The following is a 23714-nucleotide window of genomic DNA, read 5'->3' on the forward strand; positions in this document are numbered from 1 at the left end:
CTATTGTATTTCTTTCTTGCAAAATTTCCAACATACAATCGGATGCATTACACTATAATTTCAAATTCTTTTGTAACATTTGTTACATACTAAAAAGAATGGGGATGTACTATGAAAAACACCGATAAACGCAATCGTTTAGATGATAAGATGTTTCATTATCGGATAACAAAAAATAACATGTTATTAATTGAATATTACGGAAAACAAATTATTACATTAAAAGGAAATGACGCTAAAAAATTTTTAAATAAAATAAATCATGCAAATAACGATAAAGAAAAACAGCTAATTATGGCTAAAATTACAGGTAATTTCAAAAGAGGCAATGAACGAAATTGAAAACGAATCTCATTTACATTTTGATTATACAACAAATAAAAAAAGAAATGTCGCTCATTCAACATTTCTTTAGACTTTCTTCATAAAAAATTTACATTGCTAACATTCCTTCATTTTCTATACTTCCCATATAAGCTAACCGCTGAAATAGTTAGTAATACAACTATACATAACCACGCATACGTATATCCCTTCTTATCTACAATATAACCAAATAAAGCAGGCGCAGCAATAATGGCAATTTGATTTAATGTAAGTGCAAAACTCACTGTCATCCCTACCGATTCTTCACTTGCTGATTCCGCAACTTCAGCTATAAAAAGACTAAACCATCCAATTGAAAAGAACCCTAACAATGCACTTACACCATACAATACATTCGTTATTGTATGTATGCTCATTACTAATATTAGAATGAGGAAAATAGAAATACAAACAGTTATAAATAAGGGGATACGCCGATTTCCCTTATAAAACAAATCACTAGTAGCTGCTAACATAACCCTACCAACCATTCCAGAAAAGAACATAACGGAAAATACTTTTCCAGCTAAAATTGGCGTGATTGATTGTTCCAATACTAAAAATTTTATAAAGTGTGCAACTAACACCATTTGCAATGAAATCATACAAATGCCAGTTATATAAATTGCATACAACTCTTTTTTACACATCACTTCTTTTAACTGCATCCAAAAAGAAAGTTTACTACGTTCTTGTTTAACTTTCTCTTGAATATATGGTTCCTTATAAAATATAAAAAATAAAAACCCTCCAATTATACAAATACATGCAATGCTATTTAACGCATAGGCCATATTATATTTTATTGTAAGAAACGGGATCAATACTCCCGCTAATGTACCACCAATCGGTATACCGGCTTGTCTAATCCCCATCGCTAACCCGCGATTTTCTTTTGAGAACCACTTCATTATCACCTTACTTCCTCCTGGCTGCGAAACACTATAAAACGTTCCTACTAATAAAAGTACAAAGAGTAACCCATTAAATCCATTGACCATATTAGTCAGTAAAAACGAACCTCCTAGTAAAAATGAACTTATCGAAATTAACAACTTTTCATTGTATTGATCAAGTAGCCGCCCGACAAAAAGCATACAAAATAGCGGTCCCATATTTATAACACTTACTAACAATCCAATCTCCGTATTCGTAAGTGCATATTCTTCTTTCCAAAATAAAGCAAACGCTCCAACACCATACGTGATAAGTGTCGCTGTTGTTTGAGCAACCGTCGCAAAAATTAACATAACCCACTTATAAGTACTATTCACCCTTTCTTCCATTAACACAATAATCCCTCCATCCCCTTCCATTGTATGAAAGTTCTGATATCATATAAAATAAAGATTTATCATGTGATCCATCAAAAAAAATGATACCTTTTATGGAGGGATGATACTTGGATATAAAAGATTTAACTATATTTTACGAAGTTGCGAAAGAAAAAAACATATCTCACGCAGCTAAAAATTTAAACTATGTACAGTCTGGCGTAACAATGCGTATGAAACAACTAGAAAACGAATTAGGTGTGCCTTTATTTTACCGAAACGGAAAAGGTGTAACTTTAACTTCTAACGGTGAGATTTTATTAACATACGCCAAACAAATTATCCACCTAATGGATCAATCTGTTAAAGCAGTTCAAAGTAATGGGATCGAACCAAGAGGCACTTTAAAAATTGGATGTACAGAATCTACAACCGCTGTAAGACTTCCATCTATATTAACGGCCTATTATGAAAAATATCCAAAAATCGAATTGATTTTAGAATCAAATACGACAGAACAATTGATTAGGCTTGTACTAGAACGAAAACTGGATGGAGCGTTTATAGCTGGCTCTACTCAGCATGCCGAACTTCATACAAATATATTTCGTGAAGAAGAATTAGTTCTCATTAGCAAAAAGCCTTTATCTTCCTTTAAAGACATAGGAGACATGAATTTACTTGCATTTAGTCACGGGTGCTATTATAGAAATTTATTAGAAGATTGGCTTCAAGAAGAAGGAATTTCACCTAAGCGAGTATTTGAGTTTGGAACAATTGAAGCGATACTCGCATGTGTAAAATCAGGTATGGGCATAGCAATTATGATGAAGCCTATTTTAAATGGTCATCAACATGACGTATCATTCAACCCATTACCAAATAGCTTCAAAAAAGTTCCTACTACTTTTATTACTAGAAAAGATATATATCACTCTGCTGCATTACAAAAATTTATGGAGATGACTCACAATGCGTGAAAAGAAAATACGTGGTATGAAACGAAAAACAAACACTATGATAAAGCGAATTGAGGACCATACAAAAACGTTCCCTTCTACTTTCTATAACGATGAATATTGGAATATGCTATTGCCAGTTTCGCAAGCTTTTATTGACTCTCGTAAAAAACCTAGAAAAGTAAAACGGTTATGTATTCAAACCTTATTAAATCAAGCAAATCATTTAATAAATATGAAACCGAGCGATACACATACATATCGAGTTGTTGTTTTGATTTCTATAAATAATTTGTGGGATTCGCAAATCATTATATTTAAAAATGAGGACTACTTTCATAATTTCTTTAATAGAGATAGTGAATTTCAAAAATGGATTCTTCTTTCAAATGAAATTGATTTTTGGGAGACATGGGAAATTTCAGTTTGTCATTCCTTCAAAACGCTTCACTTTCAAGAAATTATTTATGATGCAGATGAATGCTATGAAAAAGAGATTACGTTTATCGGGGAGTTAAATTAAAAAGGGTATACCTAAAACACTGGTATACCCTTTTCCACTTATTTTTCCTTTAATACACTATGTAATCGATCCGGATAATTTGTAAACATTCCTGTAGCACCCCATTTGATTAACAGTCTCATATCGGGTTTCTCATTAATTGTATAAGGGTGAATTAACAGTCCATTTTTCCTAGCCATTTTCATATATGACTCATCAATAATTAGTTCTCCGTTATCATTACGTAAGTTTGGTCCAATACCAGCTGCATACTTTTTAATTTCTTGAAAATCATCATTTGTTACACTTTTCGGTTCATGTGTAATACCAGACCATTCAATAATTTCATTGTTTTCATTTGGATAATACCAAAGCAATTGAACTAACGGAATATTTTCATTCATACTATGAATCTTTTTCAAACTATCTTTACTAAATGATTGAATCATAACACGGCTAGAAGACATGTTTTGGCCTACTAAATTATATTTTTGTAACAACGCCAACAATTTCTCTTCCATTCCTGGATACACATCTGGTGATTTTGTTTCAATATAATACTTCATACTTCTTCCATACTTTTGGAAGATTTCTTCAAGAGTTGGAACCTTTTGCCCAACATACTCTTGCTTAGCCTTTTCTGGATACGCTTTATTAAACCATGATCCAGCATCTAAACTCTTTATTTCGCTTAACGTTTTATCTCGTACTTCGCCTGTTCCATTTGTAGTGCGATCAACTGCTGTATCATGCATTGCAATTAATTGGCCATCCTTTGTTAATTGAATATCTAACTCTAAATAATCCGCTTTCATTTTTTTAACTAAATCATAAGAAGCAAAAGTATGCTCAGGTGCATGTCCACTTGCTCCGCGATGTGCAATATTTAAAAGCTTATTCGTATTCCATTCATGCTTCCCTTCTGCTTTCGCATGAACAGCTCCCCCAACAAAGATACTTCCCGTCATAAAGAAAATAACTAAAACGCTAATAATCTTTCTCATCCTTCTAATCCTTCCTACGTTGCAAATTTCAACAAGCTAATGAGATTTACACGAAATAGAAGACACACTTTCATTATTTTTATAAACCTATATTAAAATTCCAATCTTACAAATGTTTTCTATATTATTAATATAGAAAACTAGTATTATCCTATTTAATTTCTATAGCCCTCCTTTTCACATGTAACTCCCTATTTTGTACGGTTCATTCAATAAAAAAAGCCATAAATTATTTAGAATACACTCCTGTATCCCTAAATAAATTTATGGCTTTTCTCAAATATCTCCGGCCTCTATTAACTTGTCGAATTTAATCATATCAAACCTATTGAAATTTGTGAATATTTTTTTCAGTACAGTGAAGTACATAAAACAATATTTCTGTAGTTACTTAAAAATCACATAATAAATTTCTCATTACCTCTTCCAATACTATATCTGGATTTACTACCGTTTTTTCCGAACGCCATCCGATAAAGCCATCTGGTCTAATTAATACAGCACCTCCATTCTCTATACCATATAATTTGCTAAAAATATCTTCTGGAACAATAAAGTCTCCACTTAAGCCAACACGATACCCTTTTAGATGTATTCCTAATTTAGCTGAAACAGCATGTGCTGCCTCAGCCCAAGAACTATTTTCTACTCCTGTAAGTAATACAAAACTGTTACCGAATAAGTCTAATGTAGAAACTTTCTTCCCCTCATACGTTCCCCATAAATGTGGCGCTCGCGTTCCAGGTCTTCCGTTCAACTCTATGCTATCCATTCTATGCGGAGTGACTGAATCATCTATAATCGCCTCTGAACAATACTGATATCCAACTGTAACAGCTAAACCATCCATATTATTCAAACTGCCTTCCTCTCTATTCGCAGCACGAAACAGTAAACTACTTGCATAAGCTGTCGTTAATTTTGCAACAGAGTGTCTCTCCTCATGATATGTTTCTAACAATTTTGGTTTTGCCTTCCCTTTTATAACAGCCGCTAATTTCCAAGCTAGATTGTGCGCATCTTGTATTCCTGTATTTGAACCAAATCCTCCTGTTGGCGGCATAATATGTGCAGAATCGCCAACTAAAAAGGTTCGATTTCCTTGAAATTTCACCGCTGTACTTTCAGCGGCTTCCCACGGTAAAACACTTAATATTTTTGATTCAACATTTGTACTTCCAATTGCTATTTGAATAATTTGTTTACAACGTTCTATAGTGAAGTCCTCTAGCCCCTCTCCTTTTAATGGATCGTAGGCTACATGATAAATCCATTTTTTTACGTTATCAACCGGGATAAGTGCACCAAGAACCTCCGGATGAAGTACCATCGAAAAACCGAATGCATCTCCTTGTATAAACTCACTTAAATCAGCTTCAAAATAAATATTCATATAATAGCCACCAATGGTTCCACGACCCTCAGTTTTAATCCCTAACTGCTCACGCATTTTACTTTTCGCTCCATCCGCTGCAATTACATAGTCACAATGTATGACACTTTCTTTTTCTGTTTCACGATTTCGAATCGTTGCTTTTACCCCGTTTTCATTTTGTTCAAATGAAACTAATTCATGATAAAAAGATAGTTGCTCTCCTAATGTTTTCGCTTCTCGTAACATCATCTCTTCTAAAATAATTTGATAACACGCAGTTTGTTTTGATGGACTAATCTTTTCTATTTTTTGAAGTAACTCTTCATCGTTTCCGTATTGCGTCGCTCTCATTTGTTCCAATTCTTCTTTGCTCGCCTCAGCTATTGTATGAACCGCTATTCTTCCTCTGCAGTTCTCTAATGCTTTACCTGCCAATTTAATTCTTTGTTCCAAGCCTAATTCTCGAAATAACTCCATTGTACGTAAAGTAAGACCGCCTGCTTTCGGATGAATGGCAGTAGACGGATGCCTTTCAATAAGTAAGTACTCAATATTATGTTTTGCAAGAAATAACGCAGACGCTAACCCAGATAATCCCCCTCCAACAATTAAAACTGGTACATCATTCGATTTCATATATTTACCCTCCACATCATTGTTCTGAGCTCAGTGACATAAATATAATCAAAAAAAACATTAAAATATAGACTTATATTTCATTTTGAATTATCATATAGATAGATTACGCCCCAAAATTCCTTTTACCTTTTCATACATCTATAATCCACCTGAATTGTGTCTGTATGAAAGTGTAAAACAAAAGAATGTACTTTACGTTGAACCATGTTCTATCGTAAAAATCAAAAATAATACAAACATTATAAGCGGCCGTAACCTTATGGATTATACAAGGTTACGACCGCTTATTTTATTGTTACATCATTTTTTGTTTTTAAAACTTCATCTATTGTGTTATGTAATCCTTCCAATCCCTTTTCTATCTCCCTATAATTTTCAACAATAAAAAATTCATTCGTCTCGATTTTCTTTCTCAATATTGCACCTCATGCAACAATCATGTAGCATTACCGTATCGAAGTAATGGTTCATCATCTTAAACCTTTCGACTAATTTTTTGGAGGTAAAGTGATTGAAATGAATAAACAAGAACAATTAAATATTATAAAAAAAGATTTTATTGATTCTCAAAAAGTATTATTGGCAATTGGCGATGAAACACGTCAAGCTATTTTGTTAGTTCTCATGGAAACGGAATGTCAAACCGGATTACGTGTAGGAGAAATTACGAAACAAACACACCTTTCTCGGCCAGCGGTATCACATCACCTAAGGATTTTACGAGAAGCCGGTATTATTTTAATGCGAAAAGAAGGTACAAAAAACTTTTATTATATTGATATACGTACAAAATTAGGTGTATTAAAAAATCTTGTGTTAGATATTGAGAAACTATTGCACAACTTTTATTAAAATTTGGAGGTATAAGAAATGAAAGCAATGATAATTGATAAGTACGGAAAAGTTCCAATGCGCATGGCAGAGGTACCTACTCCTGAAATAAATCAACATGAAGTGCTCGCAGAAATTCATGCAGCTAGTATTAACCCAATTGACTTTAAAATACGTGATGGAAAAGTAAAGATGTTACTGAAATATGAAATGCCTCTAATCCTTGGTAATGACTTTTCCGGTGTCATCGTGAAGGTTGGATCGCAAGTAACTCGTTTTAAAGTCGGCGATGCAATATATGCACGTCCAAGAAAAAATAAGATCGGTACTTTCGCGGAATATATAGCCATTCATGAGGATGATATAGCTTTAAAACCAAAAAATTTAAGTTTTGAGGAAGCGGCGTCGATTCCACTCGTTGGCTTAACATCCTATCAAGCACTACATGATATTATGCATTTACAAAAAGGACAAAAAATATTAATTCACGCTGGGTCCGGTGGTGTTGGTACTTTCGCAATTCAGTTAGCAAAAATAATGGGTGCTACTGTTACAACGACTGCTAGTGAAGCTGGTACAAATTTAGTAACGTCTCTTGGCGCAGATCAAATTATTAATTACAAAACAGAAAAATTTGAAGAAATACTCAAAAATTATGATGCAGTATTTGATACAATCGGCGGAACAACACTTGAAAAATCATTCAATATTATAAAAAGCGGAGGAAACATTGTTTCAGTTTCAGGTATGCCGAATGCTCGCTTCGGTAAAGAATTTGGTTCAGGCTTCTTTAAAACTCTCTTATTTTCATTAGCCAGCAAAAAACTTACTGCACTTGAAAAAAAGCATAATGCTCAATATTCATTTTTATTTATGAAGCCAAGCGGGGATCAATTACGTACTATTGCAAACTATATTGAAGCCGGAAAAATCAAACCGGTAATCGATCGAGTTTTCCCTTTTGAAGATGCTCAAAAAGCAATGGAATATTCAGAGTCTGGAAGAGCAAAAGGAAAAATAATTGTAAAAATTAAATAATAATAAAAACCTCCATTTTCTTAAAATGGAGGTTTTAAATTTGCTGTTAAATAGACATAGTGCAATGAAGTCCTTACAATAGATTGCAAGGGGAAATATTATATTATACTTTTAGTTAACTTTACAAAGAATACATACGTACAAATACATAACTTAAAATACAAAAAGGAGGAGATACAATGACTAAAAATAATGAAACAGGTTGGAATTTAGATAATAGTTATACGACTTTACCACAATCATTTTATACAGAAATCCCCCCTACTCCCGTAAGTTCACCGGAGTTAGTTAAACTAAACCATTCATTAGCGATATCTCTTGGCTTGACCCCTGAAGAACTGAAAAAGGAAGCTGAAATTGCTATTTTCGCTGGTAATGCACTCCCAGAAGGAGCTCATCCATTAGCTCAAGCATATGCTGGCCATCAATTCGGACATTTTAATATGTTAGGCGACGGTCGTGCTCTTTTAATTGGCGAACAAATTACTCCTTCAGGTAAGCGTTTCGATATTCAACTGAAAGGTTCTGGCCCTACTCCCTATTCACGCCGAGGAGATGGTCGTGCTGCACTCGGTCCGATGCTACGTGAATATATTATTAGCGAAGCAATGTATGCACTCGATATTCCAACTACCCGCAGTTTAGCAGTTGTCACAACCGGTGAACCAACATATCGTGAAACAAAGTTACCTGGAGCAATTTTAACTAGAGTAGCTAGTAGCCATATACGCGTCGGTACATTTCAATATGCTGCAGCTCGTGGTTCAATAGAGGACCTGAAATCACTAGCTGACTATACGATAAAAAGGCATTACCCAGAAATTGAATCCCATGAAAACCGATATACTGCATTACTACAAGCAGTCATTAAAAGACAAGCTAGTCTTATCGCAAAATGGCAACTTGTTGGATTTATTCACGGTGTAATGAACACTGACAATATAACGATTAGTGGCGAAACAATTGATTACGGTCCTTGTGCATTTATGGACAATTACGACCAAGGAACCGTATTTAGCTCTATTGACACACAAGGTCGTTATGCATATGGAAATCAACCATATATGGCCGCATGGGATCTCGCACGACTAGCAGAATCTTTAATACCGATTCTGCACGAAGATGATGAAGAAGCACTAAAAATCGCTCAAGACGAAATTTCGAAATTTAGCGTACAGTATGAAAACCATTGGTTCCTTGGAATGAAAAAGAAATTAGGACTATTTAGTACCGAAGAACAAGATCAACCACTTATTGAGCAACTTTTAAAAATGATGGAGAAATATAAAGCGGATTATACAAATACATTCCGTTCATTAACTCTTGATGCTATTGAAAATACAGCTCTATTTGAAAGTCCTGAATATAAAGATTGGTACAAACTGTGGCAATCTCGATTAAAAAGACAAGAACAATCGAAAGAAAACGCCTACGAAATGATGAAAAATAATAACCCATCCATCATCCCGAGGAACCATCGTGTAGAAGAAGCACTAGAAGCAGCTGTTACAAATGGAGACTTTAGCGTAATGGAGAAACTTCTTGAAGCTTTATCAAACCCTTATGCGTATTCGACAGATCAAGAAGAATACTGCATTCCGCCTGCACCGACGAATCGCCCTTATCGTACTTTTTGTGGGACTTGATTGTTTAATATGTAAAAAGGTGCGTTCATATAAATTGTGTGAACGCACCCTTTTTATATCCCCCCACTCAACTAAAACTTTAAAATGCACATCCCCCGATGCCATTTCTTTAATCCAAAACAAATTCTACACTATTCCAATAGTCTTACTCGTAAGCTTGTTAAACAAATATTGAGAAATATAAAACATCATTTCTAAATATTTTTATTTTTGATACTATATTTTATAAGAATATTCAAAAAGCGAGGGGATTTCATGAACGTTCAACTACAAGGTAATGAACAAATTACAAAATTATTTAATGACTGGTATAGAACTATGTTACAGCATCAAACTATCCATGCAACAAAAATAAAAAAAGATATTGAAAATATCATCTCTAATTCAGAAGAAGATACAAACCTACAATTGTATTATTCACTTTTTAATTTCAGATACAAAATTTTAACAGATGGTTTAAATATTAATAAAGATGATTTTAATAAAATTGATTCTTTCCCACTTCCAGAGAATGGGCTATTTTCTTATTATTATCATTTTTTCAAGGCTATTCACAATACAATTATTGGAAACTACAATACAGCAAAACACCTTTTCGAGAACGCTAAAAAGCTGCTAATACACGTATCTGACGAACTAGAGAATGCTGAATTTAACTACCGCTTAGCTTCTTATTATTATCAAACATATCAACCACTAGTAGCAATCCAATCTGCAAATGAAGCTAAAGCGATTTTTTCAAAACATATAAACTGTGAAATTAATGTTGCTTTGTGTGATAACATCTTTGGTTTATCTTGTATTGATTTAAAACAGTTTGAACAAGCTGAAATTAGACTTGATTCAGCATTAAATATTCTACAGAAGTATTCAGAGGAGACTTTATCATTAAGAGTACGACATAATTTAGCTTGGCTATATGCAAGTCAAAACCTTTCAGAGTTAGCAATGCGTCATATTTCAGAGGTTACAACTAAGCAACCAAATCACTTTAAAGCACTTTTTGTTGAAGCACGTGAATACTACAAGCTTGGAGAATATACTCAGGCTAAAGAACTTATAAAAAAAGGATTAAACATTTCAAATAAACTAGAAAACAAAGAGTTTCAATATCGTTTCATGATTTTAAGAGAACTAAATAATAAAACTTCTATAAATGATTTAGAAATGATAATTTTGGAAGGAATTTCTTACTTTAAAACAGAAAACCTTTGGGAATGTATACAAGAGTACACTGATGTTCTAGCAAATATGTTTTATGAAAAAGAAGACCATATAAAAGCTAGTCAATACTTTTACATGGCCAATCAAGCAAGAAAAAAACATGAAGAAAAGGGAGCTTTGATATAATGAAAAAGATTAAATTGAGCATCATTGGCTTAGCTGTTATTAGCATCACAACTCTTGGATTAAGCTTCACCTCAGAAACACCGAAAACACAGTTAGGATATGTAGCATTAAACATTGGGGACACCCCGGCACCCCAAAGACCTGACCTTGTTCAATCCGTTGACGTAAGTAAAGACTACAACTCAACAACAACTGAAAAAGCACTTTAAAAAACGGAAGACCTTCAATTAAGAAGGTCTTTTTAAATACGCTTATTTAGAATATTTCCCTTTCATGTAGGCTTTATTTTCTCATCAGCTCCGCAATCCTCTTACTCTCCTCACTACCAACTTTCTCAAGTTTCTCCACAACTAAATTCTGTCTCTCTACAGAATGATTTTGACTTAACTTCGCTTTTCCTTCTATTTTATTTATCTTTATTTTGAATCCAACTATTCCCTTACTTAATCCTCCCATATAATTCGGATCTACATCATTAAGTGAGTAGGTGCTCTCTGGATCTTCATATTTATTTACTAAATCTTGAAGAGAATCTACTAATGTCTTCTCATCTTCAACAATTTCTAATTCACCATATACATGCACTGCAACGTAATTCCATGTTGGTACTGCATTGTTTGTTTCATACCATGACGGAGAGATGTAACTATGTGGTCCTTGAAATATAGCTAGTACTTGCTGAGTCCCAATATCTTTCCACTGTTCATTCGGCCGTGCGAAGTGACCATGTAAAGTAAGGGTCTCCCTATTTAATAACAACGGCAAGTGCGTTGCATATGGTTCTCCGTTATGTTGAGAAAATAATGTCGCAAAGCTATTTTGTTCCATTATTTCGTACTTCATCTCTTCATCTTGTATTGCGAAATATTTTGGTATGTACATAAGCTCCCTCTTTTCCGCTCTTTTCTATTTTGTTTCCTATTATATTTAGTAACCGCATCAATCAACAGGGCCAGTTTGTATTTGTTTTATAATGGCAGCTTTCTATTTCAAAACAATAGGCAGCATGTATTCCATGCTGCTTTAGTTTATTTTTTCTAATATATTTGTAATAAATACGGTCTTACCCTCAATATAACTAGATCGATTTTTCGACTCTCTTGCTAACTCTTCCTTCAAGTTTCCATACTCATTAGCTACTTCAGTATGTTCACGAAGGTAATCTCGAAACACTATATGCCTTCTCAACTCTTCACTATTTTTATCACACACATATAAATGATGTTCCATCCAAACTGTATTTCTCTCGTTCCATGGAACGAACGTATCCTTTCTTCCAAACGCCTCTCTTCCTTTAAAGCTCCATTCTAACTGATGATAGTACCCTATCTTCTCAAGTTTTTTTACTACCTCATGAAAAATTTCGTACTCTTCTATTACAATATCAATATCTAGTATTGGTTTTGATGCAAGCCCTTTAACAGATGCACTCCCAACATGTTCAATAGATACAATGCTGTCTTCCATTACATTGTTAATAAGAGTGTATATTTTATTAAATTCACTTTCCCATTTGACATTATATTCTTCGATAGCAATTCTCTGCTTCAACGTACCCCTCTTCTCAAAACAAATTATAACCGTTGAATATGAGTATCCTTAAAATCCGTCTCATATTTCAATCCATATCCAAACATTCGATCCATTCCAATATGTGCTGTCCATATTAAGCCAATCATTATAACGATATCCATCTTAAAATAGACACCTATTAGAACAATTAATATGGATATGATATATGTGTGACATACATTATATATTTTCGCACCAACGTGATTATTAATCCCATATGCTAACATTGATAGATCCGGCGCTAAAAGGAATACAAAAAATATAATCCAACTAAACTCATATATCGAATACATATAAATCGTGGCTAAAAATACAACCATTCCTTCAAAATGTACAATACGTTTTTGCATTATTTATCATTCCTATTTTTCTATATTTATTGATACATTTTCATCGCTGAAAGTATTCTTTTTATTTTTTGACCAGATGGTTGCTAATATTGGCCCTGCAATGTTATGCCATACTGCCGCTAATACACTTGGGAGTGCAGCAACCGGTCCAAAATGCAAAATACTTTCCAGCTATATTACTTTCATCCACTCAGCCCCTATCTTTTAATTGAAACACCTTTTTCGGATTCAAAATATTTTGCGGATCAAGAACTTTCTTTATTTTCTCCATTACAAATAATGCCGCCCCATGTTCTTCTTCTTGATACTTTCGTTTCCCGATTCCAACGCCATGTTCTCCTGTACACGTTCCTCCTCGTTTAAGAGCATACTGAACGATACTTTCATTTATTTCGTCTGCCTTCTTCACTTCCTCCTTATCATTTGTGTCAATCATTAAGAGTACATGGAAATTCCCATCCCCAACATGACCGAGAATACCGCCAATAAGCCCTACTTTATGTAATACCTCTTTCGCATGTTGAATCGCTCCAGCTAATTCCGAAATTGGTACACATACGTCTGTACTCATTAGCTTTTTACCAGGATAACTATGCACGTAAGAGTACGCTAAGTTATGTCTTGCATCCCACAGCTTATTTCTCGCTGCTGTTTCCGTCTCAAACGCAATTTCTATACATTTATGATCAAGAACGATTTCTTTCGTAAATTCAATATCTTGCTTTAACCCTGCTTCATTGCCGTGAAACTCTAAAAACAGTGTCGGTTCTTCTCTGTAACTTGTTTCATTGTAATAATTTACTTGTTTCATAGATAATTCATCAACGAGTTCAATTCTCGCGATTGGAATACCTGCTTGTAATATGTTAATTACAGCTTCTACTGCATCATTTATAGTTGGAAACGATGCCCTCGCAGCCATAACATGTTCTGGTATACCGTATACTTTTAAAGTTAACTCCGTGAAACATCCAAGTGTTCCTTCTGAGCCTACGAAAATACCATTTAAATGATAACCTGATGATGACTTCGCCGCTAAATTCCCGGTATGTATTACTCCTCCATCAGCAAGAACGACTTCTAAATCTCGAACTTGATCACGCATTACCCCATACTTTACCGCTGTCGTTCCGCTCGCATTTGTAGCAGCCATTCCTCCTAACGTTGCATCAGCTCCTGGGTCTACACTAAAAAATAATCCATACTTTTTCAATTCTTTATTAAGCTGAGAGCGCGTCACCCCTGGCTGTACTCTCACAAGAAAATCCTTTTCTCTTATTTCAAGTATTTTGTTCATAAGAGAAAAGTCCATTGTAATTCCTTTTTCGTAAGGAATTACATGTCCCTCTAAACTGGACCCTACTCCAAATGGAACGACAGCTGTTCCGTGCTGAATCGCTATTTTCATTATCGCGCTAACTTCTTCGGTCGTTTTTGGAAAAACAACTACATCAGGCAAACTACTACTATGGTAAGATTCATCTTTACTATGTAACTCTCGTACTGTCATATTTATTACTACTCGATCTTCAGGAAGTATGCCTTTTAATTCATTTACTACATGTTCAATTGTTATTTCCATAATCAACTCTCCTTTTTAATTTTAAAACAAGTATACCATCTTTATACAAAATAATTAGAAAAATAAGATTATTAAACCTGAACATACAAAAAAGAACCTGCAGCACACGCTACAAGTTCTTTTTCACTACATTTTAAACGATTTCTTTATTAACAACATAAACCAAATTAAAGTAACTGCCATCAACGAATGAGAAAATCCTACAATATAAGTTAACCCTTTAAAGTCAGCTCCATTTAACTGAAGAAGCCCTCTCGCTGCTAGCGAACCTAACATTAATGTTAATGCAATATTATGTAAAACAAACCACTTATTAAACCCTTGCACTTCATGAAACGCGAATACTTTTGCTAATCCTAAAGCAATTAAAAAGAAGAAAAAGCCAAGTACAAGTGTATGCGTATGCAAAAGATTTAACAAAGTAGACCCTAAAATCCCTTTATACTTACCATACTCCCTAGCGAAAATCCCTGATAATAAACCGATAATCAAATACGTAAACGATGCATTATATAATTTCTTCATTATGTACCTCCTTGAGTAGAATGTATAGTGTGTCATATTTAGTAATAATGATAGTTATATAGTAAAAACTCCTAGTCACCTAGGAGTCATTGTATAAGCATCTCACTCTTTACAATCAATCCTAATTATAAGATATCTCTCTATACAAAACAAACGAACTTTATGTGAACAAACACCCCCATTAAAATATGTTGCACTTTTGTTTTACACAATCCATACTAATTGTTATAACTTTTTAAAGGTGGTGTAATTATTGATAGTTCTTGAAACTGAACGTCTTAATCTTCGCTGGTTTGATATAAAAGACGCTCCTTTTATTCTTGAGCTAGTAAACGATCCTGCATGGATTCAGTTTATCGGTGACAAAGGAGTTAGTAACTTAGAAGATGCAAAAAAATATATTGTAAACGGTCCCATCGATATGTATAACAAACTTGGATTCGGCCTTTACTTAGTAGAACGAAAAAAAGATCTCACTCCACTTGGTATGTGTGGCCTTATTAAAAGAGATTCATTAGAAGACGTTGATATCGGGTTTGCCTTTTTAGAGACATTCCGTTCAAAAGGATATGGCTACGAGTCAGCTTCTGCGATAATCGAATACGGTGTACAAAAGCTCGGCATGAAACGAATTGTAGCAATTACTTCTGTAGATAACATCGCCTCAGGAAAGCTTTTAGAAAAAGTAGGATTACGATTTGAGAAAATCATTTCAGATTCAGGAGAAGATTTAAAATTATTTGGGTATAACGCATAGTAAAGAAGGTCGCCGTGAATGGTGACCTTCTTTACTATTTTACAGATCTCGTCATAATACTTTTAGTTCCATTTATAGTTTTGCAGTAATTCTTGTGATTACTACTATGCCTTTCATATCACATTTTTTGGAAATTCATAGAAATAAAACTTTCACATTTAAATAAATTATATTAATATATCAAATAAAGGAAGTGAGAATAAATGGAACAACCGCTATTTTTATTAGTTCTTCAATTCATTGCATTCATATTAATCATTTGTATCGTATATGGAATGTTGTACAATACCGTATTAAATTTAAATATGCCTAAATGGACTGCACATATAGTAGCTACGGTCTTTTCCCTTGGTATTACCTATCAAGCTTTTATAAATTTTATTTGAAAAACTTTTGTAGCAATTACTTCTATTGTTGATGCAGTAAAGCTTTTAGAAAAAGCAGGATTGCAATTTGAGAGGGTTATTTCAAGATCAGAAAACGTAACCATTTTTTATAAAGTCTTTCCAGCGCAAAATAGTGAAGAAGTTAGTTCCGCTGAAAGTGTGTTTGCATAAAAAGAAATGAATTTAATTGATGCTACAAAAACTTTATTTTAATTCTGGTTCTATTGTTTGGAATCGTTCTAGGGTACCATTTGTGTGGACTTTAAAAATTTTCATTTGCGCACCAAAATGTTGCGTTAAGTAAAATGTATCACCAGTTATTAAATTTCCAATCTTCCAATCAGGTTGATATGTACTTTCCATGGAACTTTCTAAATCCCCAATCATTATTAAATTGATATATAATGAAGATGAACTACTCAACATTTTCGTTAAAGATAGTCTATCAACCTCTAACTACCTAATGAACTCAAGTAAACACATCTTCAGTCATTTTAAGAGGTACAAAAGGCACCCTTTCGGGTGATTTTTGTATAAAAATTCTATTTTTTTATATTCGATACCAACCACGAACCTTTTTAAAATAATAGTATCATTATGTCTCCTTTTTAGAGATTATTTTTAATTACCTTGAATTTTTTGCACCAGAACTGGAAAATCCCTGACTACTCGAAAGATCAACTATCAAGTGCTAATATTCAATAACGCGTACTGAAAATGATTAAACATTTTTATAAACCAGTGGAGCATTTAAGAAATCAATTTTTCTCTTATCGAAATTTAATTAGCTTACAGTAATACAGTGGTCATATATTTTTAAGAATAACGGAAGAATATATAGAAATTGCTACAGAAATGTGAAGTTTAATTAATTTAGGAGGAACAAACTTGTTTAATCAGCTTGTAAAAGTTATACCGAATTTATTTACGATTGGAAATTTATTGTGCGGTGTTTTCTCAATCACCTTGAATATGAGTGAATATTTGGGAGTAGCCTCCATTTTCATTTTCTTTTCAGCTGTTTTAGATTTTCTTGATGGAAGAATTGCGAGAAAATTAAAAGTGAACAGTGAGTTTGGCGTAGAATTGGATTCCTTAGCTGATATTGTTAGTTTCGGCGTTGCTCCTGCGCTTTTATTTCATACGATAGCAACACCTTCTATTTTAACTCCTTTGGCATTTATCCTTTTCCCAACAATGGGTGCTTTAAGATTAGCTAAATTTAGTATTAAACCAACTATTGGATATTTTAAGGGATTACCTATTCCAGCTGCAGGATTATCATTGGCTGGTATGGGATTGTTTTCATATAGCAATGCATGGATTACATTAATTCTGGCTCTCTTAATGGTTAGTCCCATTAGATTTAAAAAATTTTAATTGAGGTCACGCCCAACGTCATTAAGGGAGCATTTCAAATGAATTTAACGCGTCAATTAGTATAAAAAAGCGGGAAAATAATATTAAATTAAATGCCATTCGTAAAAATTTAAACCTTGTTTTTAAGATTATTGGGTTAATTCATCGATATGTTGTTCTGGATACTTTTAACAGGAGCTCCCTTTATCAAGAGAGCTCCTGTTCTTATTTCTTCTTCTTTTCTGTCGGCTGGCTTTGTTTAGCAAAATTAGATGAATCATCAAAATTTGGTTGCTTTTTACCAGCATTATTACTTCTACCTTTTCCCATATGTAATGCACCTTCCCTCCCCCTTACTATTCCTAATAAAAAAATTCTCTTGCATCCAAGAGAATTTTAAATTGGGTTCTTATTGATAATACCTAAGTACTTCCAACACTGCCATTCCATAAAAGATGGATCCACTGTTAAATTATTTAATGCTGAAACAAGCATTACATTTTCATATTTAACTGGATAACCAATAAGTAATGTTTTTAAGCAAAATATTATCTAACATCTTAGCTGTTACAATAAGTATATTCGCATAATTCACACCTATAACAAGTATTACATATTACTTATGTTTCGTTACCTTTTTCTGTATATAATAATAAAAAATTGTGAAATTTTATCGCATTATGTAAGACACTTGATATCAAATATATTACTTTTACTATGAACTAAATATATTTTATAGGATTTTTCTAGATAAACAAGGTGCTAAATTAATTCTTGAGAAGTCATTACCATTACATTTATCTAAAAATTGAAAAAATATGTGTAGATAGATATCATCTTAAATACATATATAATTAACTTTAATTTTCTGACACGATTTCACATTATTCTTAAACTGACTTTTACGTACATTATGAATAAAAATTGTACCGTGTCAATTTTTAAAAGATTATATATCATAACTTTAAGAGAGGAAGGAAAACTATGAAGATGAAAAGAAAAAGCATCATGACAACAGCCCTTGCAGCTACATTAGCTACAGGTGCAATACCTACTACCTCGGTGTTTGCTGCAGAAAAAGAGGTTCCTATTCAACAAAAAGAGGCACAAATGAGTATTCAACCTTTTGCACAAAACAATTTGGAAACAGCCGTTCAAGCTGCCTTAAACGGTCCAGAAGTCAAAAAAATCAAAGTATTTGAGCATGAATTTAATGTGAAAGAAATAGAAGTAGTAAATCTAGGTGCAGGAAAAAAATATGTTAAGGGGCAAATTTCTCATCATTTAAGTTTTCGTCCAGATGATCAATTTTATTATGAGTTTACCGTACAAGATGGAAAGGTACTAGATAAACCTGTATTTAATATTGATAGAGGTGGTTGGACACCATTTGCTGCTCCACTTTTATCAATTCTTGCTGCGTATAATGGAATTCCAGTTAATCCAAATGATTTAAATACACTTGGTCAGCAGATTGGTAAAGTTATAGACGGAAGCTGGGAACATGCAGCCCAATCAATCGCAACTGTAGTTAGTCTAAGTTTTAATGAGTAGGATTTCCCAATTTTTATTAGCATTGTTATAAGAGATTCTAAAACAGCTATTAATAAATTTTTACCACTCAGTCACATTATCTTGATTTGTTTACCACCTTATCATTCATTATATGTCACAAAATAGAAGTCTTTTTTAAGGCTTCTGTTTTGTTTGTATACAATACGAGCAACGGTTGGTTTTTGGAGGCTATATTTCGATTTTTCAAGAATACGTTTGGCTATTAGGTACAATTCATAAAAACAAATTATTAAAGTCTCAAATAACTTACTCCCCCTATTTTTAATTATTATCAACTCCAAAAATTTATTACCTTAAGAATGAAAAACAATAAATATAGTAAAAAATCATCTAGCGATTATTTAAAAATCAGGAGAGATCAAATGAAGAAAATAAAAATGAGAAATTTCATTAAAATTAGCATCCTCACTTGTATTACACTAGCAAGTTTAAGTACACCATCTACTATTTTAGCTGATAGTCATTCAGGTTATTCCTATGAATCCAATATAGGATATCAAAATCCAGCGTGGATGTCGAAAATAGAAGATTCTACAAAATTAAGTGAAATATCTATTCCAGGGACTCATGGTACTATGGCTTTACATGGAGTAAGCTTTCTTGATGAAAATTTGACAAGAAATCAAACTATGAGTCTATCCCAACAATTAAATTCTGGAATCCGATATGTAGATATGCGTGTTAAACGTGTAAAAGATTCTTTTGCAATGTATCATGGCATTGTAAATCAAAAAGCTATGTTTGAAGATGTATTAAAAGAGACAATTCAATTTTTAAAAGATCATCCAACAGAAACAATATTAATGCGCCTAAAAGAAGAAACTACTCCTGAAAGCGGCTCTCTATCATTTGAGGAGATATTTTTAAAATATAAAAACGTTAATGCTTCATATTTTTGGAATCCTAATTCCGTACCAACTTCAGATAGAAATACCCCTGCTTTAGGAGATACCCGCGGGAAAATTGTAATCTTACAAAACTTTACATCCACTCAATTGTACGGTATTGATTACGAAGGTTTGAATATACAAGATAAGTTTGAAATTGGAAGCGGACCAGATGAAATATATGCAAAATGGACTGAGATAAAAAACCATCTACAAAATGCAAATACTAACTTTAATAATGGAAAAATTTATCTCAACCATTTTAGTGGTACGGGAGGCGCAGCAGCATTTTTAAATAATGTATATCCTTGGTTTATTGCAAGCGGAAAAGAGAGCAGAAATACTGATAGTAGTCCTAAATTGATTCAAACGAATTCCACAAATGCATGGAGTGATTTCCCTCGCGATAGAAACGGACAAGTATACTATGGGGGAATGAATACACTTGGGACCGAACTCTTACAACAAGGCATAATTAAACATTCTGGTATCATCGCAGCTGATTTTCCTGGTCCAGGTTTAATTGATAGTATCATTAAATTAAATGGCATACATTCTAATGAAAAAGAAATATTAATTTCGCAAATTTCATCTGAATCTAGTCCATTATCCGGACAACAAAATCGATCCAGTCAAAACTTTAAAATTGATAGTTTACCTGTAGGTACCAAAGAATTAAAATGGGTTATTGAGCCTTCAGAAAAAGATTATTCTTCTACTATCTCTTTCAATGTAATGATTGATGTTTCCCTAGGAATAGATTCTACTCGTTGGAAAAACATTTCACATGGATCTAGGACTGAAGCTTACACAAATACTAAATATTATATTGCAAGTCCAATGGGTGCCACTAACAAATTCACAGTGAAAATATACGCTATTACAAATTAGAAAATAAAGAATCCCAATGAAATTCCATTGGGATTCTTTTTTAATTTCATTTCGTAAACATTAGGATGGGATTTAAATCTTATTGATTTATCGTTTTCCGAAAGAAGACTCCTTCCTCAAAAATGTGAAGGTGCGAAACACCAATTTTAGGTGGGAGATGAATGTCGGTTGGCATAAGTCAACATATTTGCTATCATTTACTTGTACAGATTGCTCTTCGAAAACTGAAGATATGAGGTTGGTTGCAGAAAAACGTTGCAACCGTAAAATCTTCAACGTTCTATCGCCCCACGCTTCTCAAAATCGCGAAAACCAAGCTAAAGTAGGGAGTGTGGTGAGTCAGCGTACAAGATACTTATGTTCTCACCGTAGGGACTGCGGGTAGAGCCTGCTAAGATAACTGATGGATACATCGGTGTTCGCAGGAATCTCCCACTTCAAACAGTCCGTTAGGACGTTAAGTGGTGAGTAGTTCAACATTTAAATCATAAGATAATTCATATTTGGAACAGCCCTTAATTTTTAAAAGAAAACCCCAAAATGTTAACTACCTTTTCCCACCTGTCACTTATTCAAAACTGGCTTCCAAAGCGATAAGGCAAAAATCCAATTTGAGTCGCCATTTCCTTGATGATCTTGAACTGCTTCATACACTTTTCCCTCATGTATTACTCTATCGCCTTTAGTATATGCTTTTCTTGCATCCCATTTTTCATATGTGGAATCCTCTGACTTTGTTGTTACATTCAAAACATCACTTCTACTAGATTCATTTCCAGCTAAATCAACCGCCGTCACTACATATTTATACGATGTATTAGCCTTCAAATCTTTATCCATAAAGGATGTATTAGCCGCTGTCCCAATTTTATTCATAACCCCAGCGCTTTCTCTATATACAATATAATGGTCAACACCTACATTATCTTCAGACGGACTCCACATCAAATCAACAGTTGTCGCTGTTGTACCCATACTATGTAATCCTTTTGGTTGAGTTGGAGCCTCTATATCTGGGATTGCATGTGTTGTCTTAACCTTTAGTTTTTCACTTTCTTTTGATATGTTTCCAGCAGAGTCTAATGCCTTTATTGTATAGGTATATTCCGTATCTGCTTTTAGTTTTTTATCAATAAAAGTTGTACCTGGTACCGTATCAATTACTTCGCCATTACGTAACACTTGATATTCTTTTACACCTATATTATCAGTAGAGGCCTTCCATGTTATTTCAACACTATTGGCAGAAACTTTAGAGGCATTTAATTCAGTTGGTTGACTTGGAGCTACTGTATCGGGAGTTTCATTATTTACTAGATTTACATCAATTACATTATAAAACGCATTTGACGTATCTGCTACATCCCATACAGCTAAAATGACATGATAACCATTGCGATCAGTTGGTACATTAATTGTATGTGTTAAATTATTTGATGCGGCAGAACCATCATGTTTCACAGTTCCAATTGGTTCTAATTCAGCACGTGTTAATGGTTTATTAGGATCCCATCCCTTTTTTGTAATGTAATAATGCCATTTACTTGTAGGATGTGCAGCTGTATATTTCCATGTAAAGGTATTTGCTCCACCCTTAATCGTGTTTTTGAACCAGCGATTTGATGTTTGTTGGTCAAGAATTCCTCCAAACAGTCCTCCTGCCGAAGCGATTTTTCCATCAATCGGTCCCCCATCTGGGAATCCTTTAGGTGCTTCTAGGCTTTGAGGTTCGTACATTATATTTCCACAATTTAAATTCAATGCTCCATAATTCTGACTACATAAAGCAGCACGGCTACTTGGCTTTTCAACAAATCCATGTGCATAAGCACTTTGAGGAATCATAGTAATAGCCGTTACCCCTGCAGCTAAAACACAAGCACCAATTCCTTTTTTACTTTTTCTTAATCTTTCCAATTTAGATGCAAATTTCAAATTCATTCTTGTCCCCCCAATATATTATTGTTATCGCTAATATAATAGCAATATAGAGATAAACGAACAAATTACTAATAAATATACTAATACCTCTCATACATTGGTACGTTTATTATTATTTTTAATCTCATATAAAAATAAAATAAATACAATAAGTCTATTTTGTAACATTATGTTTTATAAAAAGTATAAAAACTTCGTTTAATTTCACAAAAAATTCAAATATTAAAACAAATAATTAAATCATGTAGGAAAAATAATTTTTTTATATTACAAAAAAGCAAAAAAAGTCTGGAAGAAACCGATTATATCCGTTTCTTCCAGACTTTCACTTCTTTTATAACACTCACAAATCCCTTAACCTTAAACATATACACTTGAGGTTAAAACCCACATAATCAATATAACCTATATGTTGACTAGCTGCTAAATGTTAAAATTCATAAATTAATAGTAACAGAACAATTAAAACAAGCCATTTAGCAAACACATATAATTTTCTTACTAATTCAATCTAACGCTTAATTACTTATAAAATGACTTAAGGTATCTAGCTTAACTGTATTTTCTTTATTAATAACCATTGTCTATCCTGCATTTTCTTACTTTAAGCAGATTATCAAGAGATTGTTAATATTTAAGGAGAAAAGATTTGAAAACCCATTTTTCATTATCATATTCTAAAAATTTATTATAATATTTTTATCTAATAAGGCACAGAAACAACGGGTAAACTTCAGTGTGCTTGAGAAACATGTTTAAAGGGTACTTTAGTACTGAGTTTTTATTAAATGTTCCTGTACCTAATATTTAAATTAACGTATGTCAAAATATTTTACAATACGAGTGTTAAACGTTACATATTTCTATATAAAATGATACATTTCATCAGCACGCCTCCCTAATAT

Annotated in this window: 24 protein-coding genes and 1 pseudogene; 13 read left to right on the plus strand and 12 right to left on the minus strand. The window is 33.2% G+C overall.

The window, feature by feature from the left end:
• The first annotated feature begins 111 nt into the window (after positions 1–111).
• Positions 112–342 carry a hypothetical protein gene (locus GBN78_RS21425; protein ID WP_000798789.1) on the plus strand — a complete coding sequence of 77 codons (231 nt, stop codon included), beginning with the start codon at positions 112–114 and terminating at the stop codon, positions 340–342.
• A 110-nt stretch (positions 343–452) separates the two neighbouring features.
• Here the strand turns inward: GBN78_RS21425 and GBN78_RS21430 are convergent, their stop codons facing one another.
• A complete protein-coding gene (locus GBN78_RS21430; RefSeq protein WP_033697139.1) occupies positions 453–1682 on the minus strand; it encodes an MFS transporter in 1230 nt (409 codons plus the stop codon).
• Between the two features lie 86 nt (positions 1683–1768).
• Between GBN78_RS21430 and GBN78_RS21435 the strand changes: the two genes are divergently transcribed.
• Entirely contained in the window at positions 1769–2620 is an 852-nt protein-coding gene (locus tag GBN78_RS21435) for a LysR family transcriptional regulator (RefSeq protein ID WP_025966617.1), read from the plus strand.
• Entirely contained in the window at positions 2613–3122 is a 510-nt protein-coding gene (locus GBN78_RS21440; protein ID WP_030026799.1) for a DUF3916 domain-containing protein, read from the plus strand. The genes GBN78_RS21435 and GBN78_RS21440 overlap by 8 nt, the downstream gene beginning before the upstream one ends.
• A 38-nt stretch (positions 3123–3160) precedes the next feature.
• Here GBN78_RS21440 and GBN78_RS21445 read toward each other — a convergent pair whose 3' ends face one another.
• The 3 genes from GBN78_RS21445 to GBN78_RS30910 form a co-directional block, all read right to left on the minus strand.
• Positions 3161–4105 carry a glycerophosphodiester phosphodiesterase gene (locus GBN78_RS21445; protein WP_088046477.1) on the minus strand — a complete coding sequence of 315 codons (945 nt, stop codon included), beginning with the start codon at positions 4103–4105 and terminating at the stop codon, positions 3161–3163.
• 391 nt (positions 4106–4496) lie between these two features.
• Positions 4497–6116: an FAD-dependent oxidoreductase gene (locus tag GBN78_RS21450; protein WP_152127690.1), complete on the minus strand. Its 1620-nt coding sequence runs from the start codon at positions 6114–6116 to the stop codon at positions 4497–4499.
• 287 nt (positions 6117–6403) lie between these two features.
• A complete protein-coding gene (locus tag GBN78_RS30910) occupies positions 6404–6535 on the minus strand; it encodes a hypothetical protein (protein WP_001227549.1) in 132 nt (43 codons plus the stop codon).
• 91 nt (positions 6536–6626) lie between these two features.
• Between GBN78_RS30910 and GBN78_RS21455 the strand changes: the two genes are divergently transcribed.
• The 5 genes from GBN78_RS21455 to GBN78_RS21475 all read left to right on the plus strand — a co-directional run bounded on the left by GBN78_RS21455 (position 6627) and on the right by GBN78_RS21475 (position 11193).
• Complete coding sequence (locus tag GBN78_RS21455; RefSeq protein ID WP_000571871.1) at positions 6627–6971, plus strand: ArsR/SmtB family transcription factor; 345 nt, start codon at positions 6627–6629, stop codon at positions 6969–6971.
• A gap of 18 nt (positions 6972–6989) precedes the next feature.
• Positions 6990–7988: an NADP-dependent oxidoreductase gene (locus tag GBN78_RS21460; RefSeq protein WP_000646427.1), complete on the plus strand. Its 999-nt coding sequence runs from the start codon at positions 6990–6992 to the stop codon at positions 7986–7988.
• Between the two features lie 179 nt (positions 7989–8167).
• On the plus strand, positions 8168–9634 hold the full coding sequence (locus GBN78_RS21465; RefSeq protein WP_070756857.1) for a protein adenylyltransferase SelO: 1467 nt from the start codon (positions 8168–8170) through the stop codon (positions 9632–9634).
• 255 nt (positions 9635–9889) lie between these two features.
• Positions 9890–10984 (plus strand): response regulator aspartate phosphatase, encoded by a 1095-nt coding sequence (locus GBN78_RS21470; protein ID WP_088046479.1) that lies wholly within the window; start codon positions 9890–9892, stop codon positions 10982–10984.
• Entirely contained in the window at positions 10984–11193 is a 210-nt protein-coding gene (locus tag GBN78_RS21475) for a hypothetical protein (RefSeq protein ID WP_000721431.1), read from the plus strand. The genes GBN78_RS21470 and GBN78_RS21475 overlap by 1 nt, the downstream gene beginning before the upstream one ends.
• Before the next feature lie 73 nt (positions 11194–11266).
• Here the strand turns inward: GBN78_RS21475 and GBN78_RS21480 are convergent, their stop codons facing one another.
• The 6 genes and pseudogenes from GBN78_RS21480 to GBN78_RS21505 all read right to left on the minus strand — a co-directional run bounded on the left by GBN78_RS21480 (position 11267) and on the right by GBN78_RS21505 (position 15013).
• Positions 11267–11866 carry an FMN-binding negative transcriptional regulator gene (locus tag GBN78_RS21480; protein ID WP_000275795.1) on the minus strand — a complete coding sequence of 200 codons (600 nt, stop codon included), beginning with the start codon at positions 11864–11866 and terminating at the stop codon, positions 11267–11269.
• Positions 11867–12007: 141 nt separating this feature from the next.
• Positions 12008–12535, minus strand: a complete 528-nt coding sequence (locus GBN78_RS21485; protein ID WP_044584734.1) for a GrpB family protein — start codon at positions 12533–12535, stop codon at positions 12008–12010.
• A 23-nt stretch (positions 12536–12558) separates the two neighbouring features.
• Positions 12559–12906 (minus strand): DUF4260 domain-containing protein, encoded by a 348-nt coding sequence (locus tag GBN78_RS21490; RefSeq protein ID WP_001172065.1) that lies wholly within the window; start codon positions 12904–12906, stop codon positions 12559–12561.
• A gap of 12 nt (positions 12907–12918) precedes the next feature.
• Positions 12919–13062, minus strand: a pseudogene (locus GBN78_RS21495) (bile acid:sodium symporter family protein); the annotation flags it as partial.
• A 34-nt stretch (positions 13063–13096) separates the two neighbouring features.
• Positions 13097–14488 carry an FAD-binding oxidoreductase gene (locus GBN78_RS21500; RefSeq protein ID WP_000406571.1) on the minus strand — a complete coding sequence of 464 codons (1392 nt, stop codon included), beginning with the start codon at positions 14486–14488 and terminating at the stop codon, positions 13097–13099.
• Positions 14489–14614: 126 nt separating this feature from the next.
• The gene (locus GBN78_RS21505; RefSeq protein ID WP_000737896.1) at positions 14615–15013 is read right to left on the minus strand and encodes a DUF2871 family protein; all 399 of its coding nucleotides are present in this window, start codon (positions 15011–15013) and stop codon (positions 14615–14617) included.
• A gap of 253 nt (positions 15014–15266) precedes the next feature.
• On the opposite strand from GBN78_RS21505, the gene GBN78_RS21510 reads away from it, so the two are divergent.
• Together GBN78_RS21510 and GBN78_RS21515 are read left to right on the plus strand one after the other, a co-directional pair.
• Complete coding sequence (locus GBN78_RS21510) at positions 15267–15770, plus strand: GNAT family N-acetyltransferase (RefSeq protein WP_044584735.1); 504 nt, start codon at positions 15267–15269, stop codon at positions 15768–15770.
• 203 nt (positions 15771–15973) lie between these two features.
• Positions 15974–16156: a hypothetical protein gene (locus GBN78_RS21515; protein WP_000437513.1), complete on the plus strand. Its 183-nt coding sequence runs from the start codon at positions 15974–15976 to the stop codon at positions 16154–16156.
• Positions 16157–16360: 204 nt separating this feature from the next.
• On the opposite strand, the gene GBN78_RS21520 is transcribed toward GBN78_RS21515, so the two are convergent.
• Complete coding sequence (locus tag GBN78_RS21520; RefSeq protein ID WP_002000399.1) at positions 16361–16543, minus strand: DUF5065 family protein; 183 nt, start codon at positions 16541–16543, stop codon at positions 16361–16363.
• Positions 16544–17044: 501 nt separating this feature from the next.
• On the opposite strand from GBN78_RS21520, the gene pssA reads away from it, so the two are divergent.
• The 3 genes from pssA (at position 17045) to GBN78_RS21540 (ending at position 20868) form a co-directional block, all read left to right on the plus strand.
• Positions 17045–17536 (plus strand): CDP-diacylglycerol--serine O-phosphatidyltransferase, encoded by a 492-nt coding sequence (gene pssA, locus GBN78_RS21525; RefSeq protein ID WP_152127691.1) that lies wholly within the window; start codon positions 17045–17047, stop codon positions 17534–17536.
• A gap of 963 nt (positions 17537–18499) precedes the next feature.
• Positions 18500–19069, plus strand: coding sequence for a hypothetical protein (locus GBN78_RS21530; RefSeq protein WP_061662966.1), 570 nt, complete (start codon positions 18500–18502; stop codon positions 19067–19069).
• Between the two features lie 383 nt (positions 19070–19452).
• Complete coding sequence (locus GBN78_RS21540; protein WP_152127692.1) at positions 19453–20868, plus strand: phosphatidylinositol-specific phospholipase C; 1416 nt, start codon at positions 19453–19455, stop codon at positions 20866–20868.
• A 564-nt stretch (positions 20869–21432) separates the two neighbouring features.
• On the opposite strand, the gene GBN78_RS21550 is transcribed toward GBN78_RS21540, so the two are convergent.
• Positions 21433–22809 (minus strand): lytic polysaccharide monooxygenase, encoded by a 1377-nt coding sequence (locus tag GBN78_RS21550; RefSeq protein ID WP_070184295.1) that lies wholly within the window; start codon positions 22807–22809, stop codon positions 21433–21435.
• Between the last annotated feature and the right edge of the window lie 905 nt (positions 22810–23714).

Source organism: Bacillus sp. B2-WWTP-C-10-Post-4 (genome assembly GCF_009183805.1).
GTDB classification, from domain to species: Bacteria; Bacillota; Bacilli; order Bacillales; family Bacillaceae_G; genus Bacillus_A; species Bacillus_A cereus.

What these genes read in the sequence shown, in the direction of transcription:
- GBN78_RS21425 (WP_000798789.1), top strand. Translation starts at nt 112, where the DNA reads ATGAAAAACACCGATAAACGCAATCGTTTAGATGATAAGATGTTTCAT.
- GBN78_RS21430 (WP_033697139.1), bottom strand. Translation starts at nt 1,682, where the DNA reads ATGGAAGGGGATGGAGGGATTATTGTGTTAATGGAAGAAAGGGTGAAT.
- GBN78_RS21440 (WP_030026799.1), top strand. Translation starts at nt 2,613, where the DNA reads ATGCGTGAAAAGAAAATACGTGGTATGAAACGAAAAACAAACACTATG.
- GBN78_RS21445 (WP_088046477.1), bottom strand. Translation starts at nt 4,105, where the DNA reads ATGAGAAAGATTATTAGCGTTTTAGTTATTTTCTTTATGACGGGAAGT.
- GBN78_RS21450 (WP_152127690.1), bottom strand. Translation starts at nt 6,116, where the DNA reads ATGAAATCGAATGATGTACCAGTTTTAATTGTTGGAGGGGGATTATCT.
- GBN78_RS21460 (WP_000646427.1), top strand. Translation starts at nt 6,990, where the DNA reads ATGAAAGCAATGATAATTGATAAGTACGGAAAAGTTCCAATGCGCATG.
- GBN78_RS21465 (WP_070756857.1), top strand. Translation starts at nt 8,168, where the DNA reads ATGACTAAAAATAATGAAACAGGTTGGAATTTAGATAATAGTTATACG.
- GBN78_RS21470 (WP_088046479.1), top strand. Translation starts at nt 9,890, where the DNA reads ATGAACGTTCAACTACAAGGTAATGAACAAATTACAAAATTATTTAAT.
- GBN78_RS21475 (WP_000721431.1), top strand. Translation starts at nt 10,984, where the DNA reads ATGAAAAAGATTAAATTGAGCATCATTGGCTTAGCTGTTATTAGCATC.
- GBN78_RS21480 (WP_000275795.1), bottom strand. Translation starts at nt 11,866, where the DNA reads ATGTACATACCAAAATATTTCGCAATACAAGATGAAGAGATGAAGTAC.
- GBN78_RS21490 (WP_001172065.1), bottom strand. Translation starts at nt 12,906, where the DNA reads ATGCAAAAACGTATTGTACATTTTGAAGGAATGGTTGTATTTTTAGCC.
- GBN78_RS21500 (WP_000406571.1), bottom strand. Translation starts at nt 14,488, where the DNA reads ATGGAAATAACAATTGAACATGTAGTAAATGAATTAAAAGGCATACTT.
- GBN78_RS21505 (WP_000737896.1), bottom strand. Translation starts at nt 15,013, where the DNA reads ATGAAGAAATTATATAATGCATCGTTTACGTATTTGATTATCGGTTTA.
- GBN78_RS21515 (WP_000437513.1), top strand. Translation starts at nt 15,974, where the DNA reads ATGGAACAACCGCTATTTTTATTAGTTCTTCAATTCATTGCATTCATA.
- GBN78_RS21520 (WP_002000399.1), bottom strand. Translation starts at nt 16,543, where the DNA reads ATGATTGGGGATTTAGAAAGTTCCATGGAAAGTACATATCAACCTGAT.
- GBN78_RS21530 (WP_061662966.1), top strand. Translation starts at nt 18,500, where the DNA reads ATGAAGATGAAAAGAAAAAGCATCATGACAACAGCCCTTGCAGCTACA.
- GBN78_RS21540 (WP_152127692.1), top strand. Translation starts at nt 19,453, where the DNA reads ATGAAGAAAATAAAAATGAGAAATTTCATTAAAATTAGCATCCTCACT.
- GBN78_RS21550 (WP_070184295.1), bottom strand. Translation starts at nt 22,809, where the DNA reads ATGAATTTGAAATTTGCATCTAAATTGGAAAGATTAAGAAAAAGTAAA.